This window comes from Prochlorococcus marinus XMU1405 (assembly GCF_017696275.1).
Taxonomy (GTDB): domain Bacteria; phylum Cyanobacteriota; class Cyanobacteriia; order PCC-6307; family Cyanobiaceae; genus Prochlorococcus_A; species Prochlorococcus_A marinus_AB.
The window spans coordinates 231,341-247,078 of sequence record NZ_JAAORF010000003.1 but is presented as its reverse complement, the minus strand read 5'-3'; the positions used below and the strand labels follow the sequence as shown (position 1 = coordinate 247,078).

Below are 15,738 nucleotides of genomic sequence, written 5' to 3'. Positions count from 1 at the left end.
TATATACTAACGCATAAAAATTTATCAATGATATCAAAACTTAAATTTATAGACAAATTTAGAGAAGTCAAAAACTTAGAAATCATTGAAAATAAATCTGATGTAAAAAGACTTTCAAAAGATTTTTATAACTACTCTCCAATCCTTACTGAAAAATTAGATGAATGTATTGCTGATTTGGTGGTAAGACCTAGTGATCACAAAGCGGTAAAGGAAGTAGCAGAAATTTGTTGGGAATTATCTATCCCACTTACTTTAAGGGGTTCAGGTACAGGTAATTATGGACAAGCCGTCCCATTATTTAAGGGGGTTGTGATGCAGATGAGTGAATTTAATAAGTTAGAAGAATTTGATCCAGATACAGGCTTTGTAAAAGTACAGTCTGGCTGTGTTATGGGAGATTTGAATAAACAATTAGAGAAATATGGGAGGGAATTGAGGTTACTTCCTAGTACTTGGAAAACTGCAACAATTGGAGGTTTTATCGCAGGTGGATCAGGAGGTATAGGTTCCATTAGGTGGGGATTTTTAAGAGATCCAGGAAATCTTATAGGTTTAGAGGCAGTAACGATGAATGAAAAACCTGCATTATTAAAATTTGATGCTGAAGAATCCGAACCTCTAAATCATGCTTATGGTACTAATGGAATAATTACTTCTTTATTACTTGCCACTGATATCAAACGTAAGTGGTACTCATTAGTAATCGACTGTATTGAATTTGAAAAAACAATAGAAATATTAAAAACTCTTACTAGCGCAGCAATTAATCTGAAATTAGGAGCAATTCTTGAAGAAGAAATTGTAGATCAAATGCCAAAATGGTTTAAAAGTAAAACTAGAAGTCACAAGATATTAATTCAATCTACTCTTGGAGGAATAAAAACCATCGAGCTAATTTGTAAAAAATTTAAAGTTGAATCTACCCTACTTGGGGAAGAAGAAAAGCTCGCGAATGGAATTTCTGAAGTCGTCTGGAATCATACAACTCTTCATATGAGGTCTAGGGATAAAAATTGGACGTATTTACAGATGCTTTTGCCACTTAATAATGAACTAGGATTAATTAATTTTTTGAGAAAAAAATGGGGTAAAAAAGTTCTTTGGCATATAGAGGCAGTTTCTCAACAAGGATCACCGCGATTAGCGGCTTTGCCTGTATTAAAGTGGAATGGGGCAGAAGAATTAAATGAAATAATGGAAGATTGTAAGAAACTTGGTGCTTTTATTTTTAATCCTCATGTTTTAACAGTTGAAGGCGGAGGTCTCGGAGTTGTGGATGCAGATCAAGTAAAAGCGAAATTAAGATTTGATCCTAAAGGGCTATTAAATCCAGGGAAATTGAAAGGTTGGGAAGTAAAAGACCAATTTAAAATTTAACATTTTTCTTTATTCGCAAATTTAATAAATTCAGCAACTAAAAAAATAGAACCTGTTAGAACAGGATGATTAGGTGGCCATTTTTCTAAGGAATACAAGTACTCAATGGCAAGTTCAAATGTTTTAAATTCAATTGTTTTTTGAAAGTCAATTTCTTTTATATGAGAGAGTTCATTTAATTGCCAACTAGGTTGGTTTGGTACTGGCACAAGTAATAAGTGATCATTTCTCTTTAAAAGTGTTTTTAATATTGCGTAAATATCTTTTTGTCTTTGGACACCTAAAATCCAATAAATTCCTTTATCTTCATTCTCCCAATTGCTTCGCTCTTTAGAGAGTGCTTTTGCAGCAGGATAATTATGCGCACAATCTACAAGAATTTCTTTGTTGAAATAATTTATTATTTCTAGCCTTCCGTTCCAAGTTGTTTTTTTAAGACCTTCTGATATGTGTTTTTCTTTTATATTAAATCCCAAATTATTCAGAGCTTCAATTGCCCCAACAGCTACCGAAGCATTTTGCTTTTGAAAAATTCCTTTTAATCCAAGCTCATAGCTCTTTGAAATTGAATCTTTCCAAATAATTTCTGCTCCCACCTCTTTAACTTTTTTGGTTATTAAATTTTCAACTTGACTATTTTGATTGCATGAGATAACAATTGAGTTTTTTTCGATAACTGCTAATTTTTCTTCGGCAATTTTTTCAATCGTATCTCCAAGAAATTCTTTATGGTCTAAGCCAATATTCCCAATAGCAATGATTGGTCTAAATTTATGGGCTGTTGTCGCGTCTAATCTTCCCCCTAAGCCAGCTTCAAGAATGAGTAATTCAACTTTTTTATGGTCAAAAAAATTTAGTGCGCAGCAAATGATTTTTTCAAAAGGAGTTAATTCAAATGTTGACAAATTTTTTTCTATTAACCTATAGATTTTTTCAAAATCAGTTTTATCAATATTTTTTTTATTAACTCTAATCCTCTCGCATACATCCAAAAGATGAGGAGATGTCGTTACACCGAAATTCCTTTTAGCTTCAAAAAGTATACTTTCTAAATATGCCGCGATTGATCCTTTTCCATTGGTTCCAATAATCTGTATCGCAGGGATATTATTGCAAGGATTACCAAGTTCTTGAAGTGCTTTTTTAATTCTTGATAAATCTAATTTGATATTATCCCTTTCATATTTGGGAGATAATAATTCAAAAATTTTTAGATTTGCATTTTTCAAGATTTAAATTGCTATAACTCTTCAAAAATTGAATTTAGCTTATCCAAAAGAATATTAATTTCTCTTCGAGATATAACTAATGGTGGGACAATCCTTACAACATTTCCTCCTGCAGGAACAACCAGTAATCCTTTATCAAAAGCTTTTAATGTAATTTTTTTTGCATCAGCATAATCATCATTGATCACAAGACCTTGTATTAAACCTAAACCTCTTTTCCCGCTAATAATATCTGGAAATTTTTTTAACAATTCTTCAAACCCAGCACTTAATTGTTCCCCTCTTAGATAAACATTATTGATAATATTTCTTCTATTTATTTCTTCTAATACAGTTAGGGCAGCTTTACAGGCGAATGGGTTCCCTCCAAAAGTGCTTGCATGATCTCCTGGAGAAAAAATGTTGGCTTTTTCTTTTACCAATAATGCTCCAATTGCATGACCTCCTCCTAATCCTTTAGCAAGGGTGAATCCATCAGGTTCAATTCCTAAATTCTCATAACCCCACATTTTCCCTGTTCGACCTACTCCACTTTGGACCTCATCTAAAATGAGAAGGGAATTATATTTATCACATATTTCTCTCAGGTTTTTAAAAAATATTTTACTTCCAGGAATTACGCCACCTTCTCCTTGTATTGGTTCAACTAAAACGCCGGAAATTTTTTGATCATTCTTTTCACACTCTTCAAATAATTTTTTTACCGAATCAAAGTTGTTAAATTTAAAAAATTTGAACCCTTGAATCATTGGTTCGAAACCTTTTTGATATTTGGGCTGTCCGGTGGCACTCAAGGATGCAAGCGTCCTTCCATGAAAGCTGGATTCTGCTGCGAGAATAATTGATCCTTTACCTTTATTTGTTGTATTACCATATTTTTTAATTAATTTAATTGCTGATTCATTTGCTTCCGCACCACTATTGCAGAAGAAGACGCTTTTAGCACAACTCATATTCGTTAAAGTTCTGCTTAATTGTTCTTGTTCTTCAATGTTGTAGAGATTAGAAATGTGCTGAATCTTTTTTAGTTGAGTTGATAACCTTCTTCTTAAGACTCTGTCGCTATGTCCAAGACTACAAGTTGCTATTCCAGCGACTGCATCAAGATACCTTTTACCTGTTTTGTCCCATAGCCAACAACCTTTTCCTTTTTTAAAAGATATATCGAATCGACTATAGGTATTCATCAAAGTGGGAGCGGTCGGACTTGAACCGACATACCCGAAGGTGCCGCATTTTGAGTGCGGTGCGTCTACCAATTCCACCACGCTCCCAAGGCTTTTGAAAAAATGAACTTTTTTATTATAACAAAAATCAACTTATTGACTATTGTTTTGGTCAAGGAACATTTATCAAAAAAACGGTTGTCAAAAGTTAAAAATTTCGATAAAAACATAGAATTATTTATTGCATTTGCTGACAAGAAATCAGGTAAAAAAAGAAAATTTTAACATTTATGATACATTTTTGTAACTAAATACGCTTAAAAGTCTTTTTTTATAAAAGATAGCTTCATGATTAGTAATATTGTGTTATATTTTTTATAAAAAACAAATGTCTAAAACTCAAGCTAAAAAATTATCCTTTAAATTTGTCCCTTATCTTTTTATTGCGGTGACTATACTTACAACATTCGGATCAAATAACGGAACTTGGGCATGAACGAATTCAAATTTAATGGTTTAAATAAAACTTGGTCTAATCGTTTTCTAGCTTTGTTTATATTATTTTTGGGTTGTATTTCTCTAATTAACGTTGCTTTCGTTTAAATCAACTTTTTATTTTAAAAATATTGTTGGAACATACTAAGCTGCTTCAATTTTTGAAATATTCTTAGATTTAGGTTCAATTTTATATCCATTCTCCTCAATAGTATTTTTATTTATCTCTCTAATTATTTTTACACCTAACTTCTTTAGTTTTAATTCAAAATTTTCATAACCTCTATCTAAATGTTCTAATCCATAGATCTTACTACTACCTTTTGCGATGATTCCAGCAATTATTAATGCAGCTGATGACCTTAAATCTGAGCCAACTAGATTCATCCCATTAATTGTTTTAACACCTTTGATGTGAGCAACGTTTTTGTTAAGTTTGATATGGGCGCCCATTTCATTAAGTAAATAAATATGATTCATTCTGTTTTCGAAAATTGTTTCAGTTATCTTTGATTCACCATTTGCGATTGTCATTAGAGCTGTAAATGGTGCCTGCAAATCAGTAGGAAAGCCTGGAAAAGGGGCTGTTTCAATATCCACTCCTTTAATCTCTTTACTCTTGATAGAAATCGAATTACCTTTAATCGTAATTTTACTCCCACTCTCTTGAAGCTTATTAGTAACAGCTTCAAGATGATGAGGGATTACTGGAGAAATTGTTATTGAAGAGGAAGTTGCAGCAGCAGCTATTAGAAAAGTTCCAGCTTCTATTCGGTCTGGAATTACTTTATGAGTACATCCGCCAAGCTTATTAACACCATCAATAATAATTATTTCTTTACCGGAGTCATAAATTTTTGCCCCCATTTTATTAAGCATTTGGCATAAATCTTGAACTTCAGGCTCTCTCGCAGCATTTTCAATAGTAGTTCTTCCATTGGCTAAAGATGCTGCCATTATTAAAGTTTCAGTCGCTCCTACACTTGGACAATTTAATTTAATATGAGTGCCAAGAAGTCTATTTTTGTTCCCCCTTGTTTTTGCCTTGACAATTCCCTTTTCAATAATAATGTCTGCTCCTAATGCGATAAGTCCATTAATGTGCTCGTCTATTGGCCTTGAACCAATATTGCATCCACCTGGTAACGGTACTTGAGCTTCTCCAAATTTAGTTAATAGTGCACCTATACAAAAGAAACTTGCTCTTAATCCTTTAACAAGTTCATATGGAAGTTCTTTAATCGAAATAGTTGTTGGATCTATTTCTAGTTGGTTGTTTTTACGAACTAAATTCACTCCTAAATTCTTTAAGATATTCCCCATCTTTTCAATATCAGTGAGAAAAGGTACATTTTCAAGAATTATTTTTTCATTAGTTAGCAATGATGAGGCTAATAAAACTAAGGCGGAATTCTTCGCACCACTTATTTCAACTATTCCATTTAACTTGCCTTGGCCAAGAATCTTTAAATTTTGGGATTTAAGATATGACTTCGTTTTGCTTCCGCAAATCATTAAGACTTAATTTATTAGATTCATCATGACAAACTAATAATATTAAGTCCACCCTATGTAACGTCATGAATATTAATTAAAAGTGAAAATGTATTTTTTGATTTCTTGGAAAATAAAAATTTAATAAATAATTGATCAAAATATTTATGTAATTAAAATATAGTTGATAACAAATTTTTCAAAATACCCATAGAAAATACTTTTTTAAAAATAACTAGTAAAAACAATAATCTAGTTAAAAGATTTAGATCATTTAAAAGAGGATCATCTCCAAAAGATCAGGACTTTTTTTGCATAGAGGGTACACATCTCATTGAAGAATTGCTGAAGTCTGGAAAAAATCCCTCTAAGATTTTAGTTACCGAAAAATGGCTAAGAAAGAATCAAAATCTAAGCAAAAAATTTGATGAGTCATTAATAAATATTGTCTCAGAGGAAGTCTTAGCATCTGCGATTTCAACAATTAATCCAGATGGGATAGCAGCTTTAGTAGAGATGTCAGCAATACCTAATTATCAATTTAATAGAAAAGATGATTTTGTTCTTGTTCTCGACAGAATTCAAGATCCTGGGAATATGGGTAATCTATTTAGAACCGCTTTAGCTGCGGGTGTGAATGCAATTTTTTTAGCTGGAGGTGCGCACCCATTAGGCCAAAAGGTATTAAGAGCATCATCAGGTGCAGTTTTTCATCTGCCATTTTTAAGATTTGATGGCATTGAAGAACAAATATTAAATTCTTTAATTAAGTCTTTGTCTGAATTATCAAATGTAGGATTTAAGATTTTCTCTACTAGTAGCCATAATGAGAATTCAAAAAAACCTTCAAAACCTTACTGGGAAGTTGATTGGTCTAGACGTACAGCATTAATTTTGGGTAATGAAGGTCAAGGTATTCATAAAAAAATTCAAGAAGCTTTTAATGAAACAATTACAATTCCGCATAGCGAGATTGTAGAATCATTAAATGTGGCTTGTGTTGCAGTTCCGTTATTACTTGAACGAAAAAGAGTCGCATACACCTCTAAATAAATAAATAAAAAGTGACTGATTCAAGTTTTGATTTTGATTTAATAGTAATTGGAGCAGGATATGGAGGTTTTGATGCCGCTAAACATGCTGCTGGTAAGGGACTGAAAGTCGCAATAGTAGAATCTTCTGATATGGGAGGCACTTGTGTTAACAAGGGTTGTGTTCCATCTAAAGCTCTTTTGGCTGCAAGTGGAAAAGTTAGAGAAATAGCTAATTATGAACATTTGGCTAAATTTGGTATACATGCTTCACCAGTAAGATTCGAGAGATCAAAAATTGCAAATCATGCAAATAATTTAGTTTTAAATGTTAGAGAAAATTTAACAAAAACTCTAAAAAGGAGTGGAGTTGAAATTATTTTGGGCATTGGAAGAATTGAAGGAAATCAAAAAGTAGGTGTAAGAGATAAAAACGGAATTGATAAAATTTTCACATGTAAGAATATTGTTGTAGCAACAGGCTCTTCTCCTTTTGTGCCCCGTGGAATAACTTTGGATAATAGGACCGTATTTACTAGCGATGATGCGGTTAAACTTGAGTGGCTTCCAAGATGGATAGCAATTATTGGAAGCGGATATATAGGTCTAGAATTTGCTGATGTTTATACCGCGCTTGGTTGTGAAGTTACCATGATCGAGGCTTTGGAGAATATTATGCCAACATTTGATCCAGACATCACCAAAATTGCTAAAAAGAACCTTATTCAAGCAAGAGATATAGAAACAAAATCAAATGTTTTTGCGACAAAAATAACACCTGGATGCCCTGTAAAAATAGAACTGACTGATGCAAAATCTAAAGAAGTTGTAGAAACTTTAGAAGTTGACGCTGTACTTGTCGCAACTGGCAGAAGTCCTAATAGTAATAACTTAAATCTTGAGTCGGTTGGTATCGAAACAGAAAAAGGGTTCATTCCTGTAGATGATCAAATGAGAGTTAAGAATGGTGATGGAATAATACCTAACATTTGGGCTGTTGGAGATGTAACGGGTAAACTAATGCTTGCCCATACAGCTGCAGCGCAGGGTACTATTGCTGTTGAAAATATTTGCGGAGCTAATGTCAAAATTAATTATAAGAGTATCCCTGCAGCAACCTTTACTCACCCAGAGATAAGTTCAGTTGGTCTCTCTGAAGTTGAAGCTAAAGAGATATCTGCAAAAGAAAATTTTACTTTGGGAGTTGTCAAAAGTTTCTTTAAGGCTAATTCAAAAGCATTGGCTGAATTGGAGAGTGATGGATTGCTAAAGTTAATTTTCAATAAAGATAATGGGAAAGTATTAGGTGCTCATATTTTTGGGTTACATGCAGCTGATTTAATCCAAGAAATTTCGAACGCTATTTCAAGAAACCAAGATGTAATTGAATTATCTAAAGAAGTTCATACTCATCCTACTCTTAGTGAAGTAGTTGAGGTCGCATATAAACAAGCGGCTTCTCAAATAAAATAATATCTTAAATTAATGGAGATAAGACGCAGGCCACCAAATCCAACAGTAAGGGTAGAAAATTTAGAATATGCTGTACCTCATAGAGAAGCACAAGCAAAAAATATTCTGGAAGAAATCGTATGGCACAAGGATATTGAAATTAAGAATTTTAAAAAAATAGTCTCTTTAGAAGATCTCATAAAAAAAATTGAAAAACTTCCTTCTCCCAAAGATTTTTACAAAAATATTTTGGAGTCAAAAATAAAACCAGGAGTTATTGCTGAAATAAAAAAAGCTAGTCCGAGTAAAGGAGTTATTAGAAAAGATTTTAACCCTGAAAACATAGCAATATGTTATGAAGGATTAGGTGCATCATGTATCTCAGTACTTACCGATAAAAGGTTTTTTCAAGGTAGTTATGAAATACTCGAAACTGTAAGGAAATCAACTAATCTCCCTCTACTCTGCAAAGATTTTATTATTTCTGCTTATCAGATTTATAAAGCAAGGGTATCTGGTGCTGATGCAATATTATTAATCGCTGCGATTTTAAGTGATGATGATTTAATTTATTTAAAGAAAATAGCTGATAATTTAAAGATGAGTGTTCTCGTTGAAGTACATAACTCTAATGAGTTAGAAAGGATTCTAAAGTTAAAATCTTTTAATTTGATTGGAATAAATAATAGGGACTTAAAGACTTTTAAAACGGATTTAAAAACATCAAAAGAATTGATGCATACTTATGCAGATATATTTTTAAAACAAAATATTATTCCCATAAGTGAATCTGGAATTAATTGTGCCGAAGATTTAGAATCGCTTAGATCTATTGGAATCATGGGAGTATTAATTGGTGAAACTTTTATGAGAGAAGCTGATATTGAACAATCGTTCAAGAAATTATTTAACTCAATTTAATATTGACTTCAAATCGTGCTATAAAATTGAATAAACAGAGTTGTACTGAATATATATGCAGACTGTAATTTTAACAGGTATAGTCGCAGGAATTGTGCATGTAGTTAGTGGCGCTGATCATCTAATTGCAATGGCACCAGCAGCGATTAATAATCCCCAAAAAGCTCTTAAAAATAGTTTTTCATGGGGCTTGGGACATTCTTCAGGAGTCCTTTTGTTAGCTTTTCTAGCGATTTTTATTAAGGATATTACGCCATTAAACAAATTTTCTAGTATTGCCGAATTCCTAGTTGGAATTTCACTTCTAATTGTTGGAGTATTTGCTATAAAAAATTCTTTTCAATTAAGTATCCACTCGCATTCACATAAGCATGAGAATGGAATTGCTCATCGTCACTTTCACTTTCATGTCAAGGAACAAAAAAATAATATAAAGCACTCACATGCTTTGACTGGTTTAGGCTTGCTTCACGGTATAGCTGGAGGTTCACATTTTCTTGCAGTTCTTCCTGCTTTAGCACTACCTTTAACAAGCGCTTGCTTATATTTGATTTCATATTTGATTGGTTCAATCATAAGTATGAATCTTTTTACTTGTTTAATATCTTTTACTACCTTTAAAGCAAGTCAAAAATTTATTAAAAGATTAATAGCTGTAGCAGGAGGGCTTTCCTTTTCTTTGGGATTATTTTGGATTCAAAGAGGTGCTTCTGTTTTTTTGAATTAAAAAATTTTTTAATTTAGGAATAATTAATTTAGAGGTGACAATCCCAATTATTTTTTCGTTATTGATTAATCCAAATTTATTACTATCTTCGCTAAATTCAATATTGTCGCCAATAACCTCAACATTATTTTGATTTACTGAATTTATCCTTTTTATTAGGCTTTTATTTTTAATTGGGTGATTAAAAATAACAATTTGTCGATTTTTGAGTATTGATTTATTCTTTTTATATATTTTAAAGAATACAATGTCGCCCTCTTTTAGGTAAGGAAACATAGATTCACCACTAATAATCGCGGTTTTTCTTAAACCTAAAAAAAATAAAATAAAATCAAAAAAACTTTTGAAAATAACTCTGATTAACTAGCTTTTACAAAAGCGTCTGATCTTCCTTTTGAAGCCCAGAAAATATTATGAATTTTTTCTACATAACTCATAAGTTCTTCAGCTTGGGCTAAGTCAATATTAACTTTGCATGCACTGCATAATTTGGCCGCCTTCCAAATGGTTTCATGTAAGTCTGGATAAGTTTCTAAGTGAACTGGTTTAAAGTAATCTGTCCACAAAATTAGAATCTCTTTCTTTGTTTCTTTTGCTTGCTCTTCTTTAACTGCAACATATCTAGAAAATGTATTACTGTATGCAGCCCATTCTGCTGAATCAGTGCTAGAAGGAGCTTCTAATGCAATAAGTTTTTTTGTCATTGATAAAACTGCTTCAGCTGCAACTCTCGTAGATGCTGGGTCGTAAACACCACAAGGACCATCGCAGTGAGCATGAACTGTCATTGGGGATTTTTTATCTAGAAAAGAATTGATGAATTTACTTAACATTTCAAATTTTTGCTGTTGTATATATATTACTTGGAGATTAACTAAATTGAAAAGTCTTAGATATTTTTCTTACTTAATTTAATTGACTTTTAATAATTCAACTTCAAATATTAAAGTCGCATTAGCAGGTATTACATTTCCAGCTCCTCTTGATCCGTATCCAAGTTCCGGAGGTATTGTTAATTTTCTTTTGCCTCCAACTCTCATGCCTGCTACACCTTCGTCCCAACCTTTTATAACTCGTCCAGCACCCAAGGGAAAGCTGAATGGAGCTCTGCCAATGCTGGTATCAAATTGTGTCCCGTCTTCTAGCGTTCCTGTGTAATTTACAGTAACTGTTTGTCCAGCACTAGCCTCATCTCCTTCCCCGTTTACGATATCTGCAATGATTAGACCACTTTCTGTAGTCCTTGAATTGTTGTCTGATGGTGTTTCTTCTGCCATAGCGAAAAGTATAGGATTTGGATCTGATGGATCTAGTTCAAATAGATTATTATTTGAAACATTTAATGATTTTGCAGCAGGTGTTCTTTGAACTGACTGAGTTTCTGATTCAGCAGCATTAACAACTTGAGGTGAATTAAATTGACTGAAAAGAGTTAATGAAACACAAAAAACAAAAACTGCAAAACTAATAAAGACTTCTTTCACTTAAATTTTGAAAGTTACTAAAACTTAGTTTACAGAATGAAGGTACAATAAATGGGTGATTATAAATTTAATTTCGAAATTTTAGATTGTTAATCCCAACTCAAATTAAAAGTTTAAGACAATATTTTTACCCTTGTTTAGGAGGGATTTTAGGAGGAATTTCAGTTTCAACTCATTTTTGGCTGATTTTTATGCCGATATCATTATTTATTTTATGGAAGGGAAGTAAGAGAAAAATAGCAAATTTTTGGTGGGGTTTTTTCTTTATCTTGATAAGTCATTCTTGGCTTTATGATCTTCATCCATTGACATGGCTTGGGTTTTCAAAGCTTACAAGTTTAATTATTGCCATTTTAATATTATTATTTTGCGCTTTTTTGGGTGGGATATTAGTTTATTTATGGGGATTATTAGTTGAAATTATTCTCTGGAAAGAGGATGTTTTCAAAATGAAAATATTATCTTTAACAGTAAAAGTATTTTTTTTATCTTTGACTTGGGGTATTGGTGAATTGATACTTTCTCAAACACCTTTTTTTTGGATAGGTTTAGGAGAGAGTCTTATACCAGGTGATATTTATCTTGCTGGTTTAGCAAGATGGATTGGTGCAAGTGGTTTATGCGTATTACAAATATTGATTGGATTTTGGATTTTTTATATTCAAGGTAGATGGAAAAGAAACCTTCATTATAAAAAAATATTTCTTTTAGGACTTTTGGTTTTTATTTTCTTACATTTATTTGGAGGTTTAACAACTCCAATAAAAAGAAATTATGAATATCCAGTAGCTATTTGGCAAACTAATATACCAACAAGAGAAAAATTAAAAATAAATGATGAATTTATTGAAGAAAAGCTATCTATCGCTCAAAAATATGCTTTATCAAACAAAGCGAAACTTCTTGTTGCTCCTGAAGGAACTCTATCTAATAATTTTTATTTTTCTAAAGGCATTAAGGTTAATACCTTGTCAGGAGGTTTCAGAAATTCAAATAATGGGTTGAGAAGTTCTTTACTCGGATTTCAAATTGGAGATAAATCTTCTACCACATTTATAGATAAAAATAGACTTGTTCCAATAGGTGAAAAAATACCTAGATTTCTAGATAGTTTTTCAAGAGGATTATCTGCAGTAGGAGGAATTCAATCAGGCTCTGATTCAAGATTCTTTGATCCTAAATTTACACCCCCACTAGCAGTAGCAATATGTTACGAAATTAGTGATGGACTAGAAATAAGAAAGGCAATTAATAGCGGTGCAAAACTAATAATAACTGCAGCAAATTTAGATCCATATCCAGCTAAGCTTTATAATCAATTCTTATCTTTGGCTAGATTAAGAAGTATTGAAAATAAGAAAAATAATTTACTAGTATCAAATACTGGCCCTTCGGGTTTAGTTCAAGATGATGGAAAAATAATTAAACTTTTAGATTATGATGTTGAGCAAAATGAAATAGTGTTCCCTAATTTTTCATCCGAAAAGACTTTCTATACAAAATTTGGAGATAAACCTATTTTGTTTTTGTTTATATTGTTTATGGGATTAAATTTCTTTTGGAAAATTAACTAATTAATCCACCACCTAATAAAATTTCTCCTTTATAAAAAACTGCAGCTTGTCCGGGCGTTACCGAACTTTGACTTTCTTCAAAAATTAATTTAAATGTTGTAGTTGTATTACTTAAATTTTTCAAAGGTATTAATGTACCTTTTACTGGATTACTTCTATATCTGATTTGTGCTTCTACTTCTATCTCTTGCTCAGGTTCTTCGATTGAAACCCAGTTAACCTTACTAATTATTGCTTCTTTATTAAATAGATCACTTTTATCTGCTACATAAACTATGTTTTTTACCTTGTCTAAACTTTTTACATATAGTGGTTCCGGCCAAGCAATGCCCAACCCTTTTCTCTGACCTACGGTAAAGTGCTGAATTCCATTATGAGTTCCAAGGACTTTCCCCTTTACATGTACAATTTTTCCTTCTTTGGGTTCTATGTGTTTGTCGATAAATATCTGCATTGATCCATAATGCTCAACTAAACATAAATCTTGACTTTCTGGTTTTTGAGCAGTTCTAAGGCCTAATCTGAGTGCTTCCTTTCTTGTTTCTTCTTTTTTCATTTCGCCAAGAGGAAATTCTAATCTGCTTAGTACTTCTTGAGAAAGAGAATAAAGAAAATAACTTTGGTCTTTGTTTTTGTCAGCACCTCTAAGAAGAAGGAATTCCTTAAATACAAGGCTGTTGCAATTAAGTTTTTTAGCATAAGATGATTTGTTTATCCTTGCGTAATGTCCGGTCGCAATATGAGTAAAGTCTTTTTTGCTTATTGCGTAATTGAGCATCTCTTCAAACTTCACATTCTTGTTGCACATCGAACATGGAAGTGGAGTGAATCCTTTCTCATAGCTTTCAGTAGTTTTTTTAATTACCTCTCTTTCGAAAATTTCTCTTGAGTCTATTATTTTATGATTAATTCCCAAATCTTCACAAAGGCCAGCAGCATCTACTAATCCTTCAGAACAACAGGAGCCTTGTCCTTTCATTAGCCAAAGAGTTAGTCCCTCAACATCCCAGCCTCTTTCTACAAGAAGGGCAGCTGAAAGGGAACTATCTACGCCACCAGAAAGACCTACAATAATATTTTTCTTCTTTTTAGTTTTATTATTAGAAGAAAAAAAGTTCTCTAATTTTTTATCCTTTTGTGTCTTTAACATGGAAGTTTAAATTTTTGAACAGTACTTCAATTGCTTTGTACTCATTATGAATGAAATTGTATGGCCAACAATTGACTCTGAACATTTAATTGTTGATTCAAAGCAAATGTTGATATTAGAGAAAGAAATGTTTTCTGATGGAATGCCACAAGAAGCATTGATGGAAAAAGCTGGTATCCAAATTAGTAGATGGCTCTTAAAAAAGAAACCTCTTCTCAAGCATGGAATAACTGTTTTTATAGGTCCTGGGCATAATGGCGGGGATGGTGCAGTAATTGCTAGAGAACTTTTTTTGAGAGGTTTTTATGTTCAGGTATGGTGTCCATTCCCGATAAAAAAAACATTAACAAATAACCACCTTAATTATCTTACATCTATTGGTGTCACAAAATTAGTAGAGCCTCCTGATGCAAATGGGAAAGAGCTTTGGATTGATGCAGTTTTTGGTAATAATCAAACAAGAAAAGTTGATGATAAATTAATTAAACTGTTTAATCAAAAATTTCATAAAAAATATGGAAAGGTAATAAGTATTGATATTCCAACAGGATTATGTCCTGATAAAGGAGAGCCTTTTTTAGATAATGCAGTAAGAGCAGATTATACCTTGGTCATTGGTCTTTATAAAATTGGGTTGACCCAAGATTCTGCTTTGCCTTTTATTGGAGAATTGCACCATATAGATGTTGGGATGTCTACTAGTAAACTGTCCAAAGTTGATAAAAAGATTTTTAAGGTTACTTACAAAGATATAAAAAATATTGATTTACCTTCTCTACCAAAAAATTACAACAAATATCAAAGAGGTAGGACATTAATAATAGCCGGAAGTGAAAAATATCCCGGTGCTGCATACTTGGCATTAAAAGGGGCTATATCAAGTGGAGCAGGCTTTATATCTGCGGTCCTTCCTGAGATAGTTGCTGAATCTATTTGGCAAGTTGCCCCAGAAATAGTTTTAAAAGAAACTATGCAATCTAACCAAAATGGGAATGCATCTTTATTAAGTGCATTAAGGAATATTGATTTAAGTGCTTTTGATTCATTAGCTGTCGGTCCAGGAATAGGAATTGATAATGATGATTGGCAAAAATCAAAAGACTATCTTATGGATTTTGGAGGATTATTGATCTTGGATGCTGATGCACTTAATAGAATTTCGGAATCTCAATTAGGATCAAAATTCTTTTTTGAAAGAAAATTTAAAACATGGATTACACCACATATAAAAGAGTTTTCTAGGTTATTCCCTAATATTAAAGGTGAGACTAATGTTGAACTAGCTCTTAATGCAGCAAAAGAATTCAATATTGGTATTTTGTTAAAAGGAGCTAACAGCATAGTTGCTGATAATAAAAAAGTATGGCAACTTTTTGGGACTGATTCTCAGACAGCAAGAGCAGGATTGGGTGATCTTTTATCTGGGTTTATAGCTGGCAGTTCTGCAATTGATTTAAACTTGAGTAAAAAAATATCAACTGAATTTTTTGCGAAATACGTACTTTTACATTCATTTGCTGCATCAAAATGTAAAAAGGGGTCAAATGCATCTGCTATTGGTGATGAATTATCAAGATTAATGAGAAATAGAAAAATGAGACAAATATCTTGAAAGAAACAATTTAAGAGAGTTAT

General features: G+C 32.2%; 14 protein-coding genes and 1 tRNA gene. 7 read left to right on the top strand and 8 right to left on the bottom strand.

What is annotated here, in order from left to right:
- Window positions 1-27: 27 nt before the first annotated feature.
- Window positions 28-1,380: an FAD-binding oxidoreductase gene (locus HA148_RS07280; RefSeq protein WP_209131521.1), complete on the top strand. Its 1,353-nt coding sequence runs from the start codon at window positions 28-30 to the stop codon at window positions 1,378-1,380.
- Here the strand turns inward: HA148_RS07280 and HA148_RS07275 are convergent.
- The 4 genes from HA148_RS07275 to murA form a co-directional block, all read right to left on the bottom strand.
- The gene (locus tag HA148_RS07275) at window positions 1,377-2,609 is read right to left on the bottom strand and encodes a bifunctional folylpolyglutamate synthase/dihydrofolate synthase (protein ID WP_209131519.1); all 1,233 of its coding nucleotides are present in this window, start codon (window positions 2,607-2,609) and stop codon (window positions 1,377-1,379) included. The genes HA148_RS07280 and HA148_RS07275 overlap by 4 nt on opposite strands.
- An 11-nt stretch (window positions 2,610-2,620) precedes the next feature.
- On the bottom strand, window positions 2,621-3,796 hold the full coding sequence (locus HA148_RS07270) for an aspartate aminotransferase family protein (RefSeq protein WP_209131517.1): 1,176 nt from the start codon (window positions 3,794-3,796) through the stop codon (window positions 2,621-2,623).
- Between the two features lie 5 nt (window positions 3,797-3,801).
- A tRNA-Leu gene (locus HA148_RS07265) sits at window positions 3,802-3,883 on the bottom strand.
- A gap of 531 nt (window positions 3,884-4,414) precedes the next feature.
- On the bottom strand, window positions 4,415-5,785 hold the full coding sequence (gene murA / locus HA148_RS07260) for a UDP-N-acetylglucosamine 1-carboxyvinyltransferase (protein WP_209131515.1): 1,371 nt from the start codon (window positions 5,783-5,785) through the stop codon (window positions 4,415-4,417).
- A 159-nt stretch (window positions 5,786-5,944) separates the two neighbouring features.
- Here murA and HA148_RS07255 point away from each other — a divergent pair, with 159 nt between their 5' ends.
- Genes HA148_RS07255 through HA148_RS07240 form a run of 4 tightly spaced genes read left to right on the top strand, consistent with a single transcriptional unit; the run spans window position 5,945 to window position 9,895 of the window.
- Window positions 5,945-6,817 (top strand): TrmH family RNA methyltransferase, encoded by an 873-nt coding sequence (locus tag HA148_RS07255; protein WP_374938804.1) that lies wholly within the window; start codon window positions 5,945-5,947, stop codon window positions 6,815-6,817.
- 11 nt (window positions 6,818-6,828) lie between these two features.
- Window positions 6,829-8,268 carry a dihydrolipoyl dehydrogenase gene (gene lpdA, locus HA148_RS07250; RefSeq protein ID WP_209131513.1) on the top strand — a complete coding sequence of 480 codons (1,440 nt, stop codon included), beginning with the start codon at window positions 6,829-6,831 and terminating at the stop codon, window positions 8,266-8,268.
- Window positions 8,269-8,280: 12 nt separating this feature from the next.
- Window positions 8,281-9,168, top strand: a complete 888-nt coding sequence (gene trpC, locus HA148_RS07245) for an indole-3-glycerol phosphate synthase TrpC (protein WP_209131511.1) — start codon at window positions 8,281-8,283, stop codon at window positions 9,166-9,168.
- Between the two features lie 55 nt (window positions 9,169-9,223).
- Window positions 9,224-9,895 (top strand): hydantoin utilization protein A, encoded by a 672-nt coding sequence (locus HA148_RS07240; protein ID WP_209131509.1) that lies wholly within the window; start codon window positions 9,224-9,226, stop codon window positions 9,893-9,895.
- Here HA148_RS07240 and sodX read toward each other — a convergent pair.
- The 3 genes from sodX to HA148_RS07225 form a co-directional block, all read right to left on the bottom strand.
- The gene (gene sodX, locus HA148_RS07235; RefSeq protein WP_308789045.1) at window positions 9,854-10,222 is read right to left on the bottom strand and encodes a nickel-type superoxide dismutase maturation protease; all 369 of its coding nucleotides are present in this window, start codon (window positions 10,220-10,222) and stop codon (window positions 9,854-9,856) included. The genes HA148_RS07240 and sodX overlap by 42 nt on opposite strands.
- Before the next feature lie 32 nt (window positions 10,223-10,254).
- Window positions 10,255-10,728 (bottom strand): superoxide dismutase, Ni, encoded by a 474-nt coding sequence (sodN, locus tag HA148_RS07230; protein ID WP_025894879.1) that lies wholly within the window; start codon window positions 10,726-10,728, stop codon window positions 10,255-10,257.
- 78 nt (window positions 10,729-10,806) lie between these two features.
- A complete protein-coding gene (locus tag HA148_RS07225; RefSeq protein ID WP_209131505.1) occupies window positions 10,807-11,379 on the bottom strand; it encodes an FKBP-type peptidyl-prolyl cis-trans isomerase in 573 nt (190 codons plus the stop codon).
- 86 nt (window positions 11,380-11,465) lie between these two features.
- Here HA148_RS07225 and HA148_RS07220 point away from each other — a divergent pair, with 86 nt between their 5' ends.
- Window positions 11,466-12,953 (top strand): acyltransferase, encoded by a 1,488-nt coding sequence (locus HA148_RS07220; RefSeq protein WP_209131503.1) that lies wholly within the window; start codon window positions 11,466-11,468, stop codon window positions 12,951-12,953.
- On the opposite strand, the gene mnmA is transcribed toward HA148_RS07220, so the two are convergent.
- Window positions 12,946-14,103 (bottom strand): tRNA 2-thiouridine(34) synthase MnmA, encoded by a 1,158-nt coding sequence (gene mnmA, locus HA148_RS07215; RefSeq protein WP_209131501.1) that lies wholly within the window; start codon window positions 14,101-14,103, stop codon window positions 12,946-12,948. The genes HA148_RS07220 and mnmA overlap by 8 nt on opposite strands.
- Window positions 14,104-14,149: 46 nt before the next feature.
- Between mnmA and HA148_RS07210 the strand changes: the two genes are divergently transcribed.
- Window positions 14,150-15,715 carry an NAD(P)H-hydrate dehydratase gene (locus HA148_RS07210; RefSeq protein ID WP_209131498.1) on the top strand — a complete coding sequence of 522 codons (1,566 nt, stop codon included), beginning with the start codon at window positions 14,150-14,152 and terminating at the stop codon, window positions 15,713-15,715.
- The last annotated feature ends 23 nt before the right edge of the window (window positions 15,716-15,738 follow it).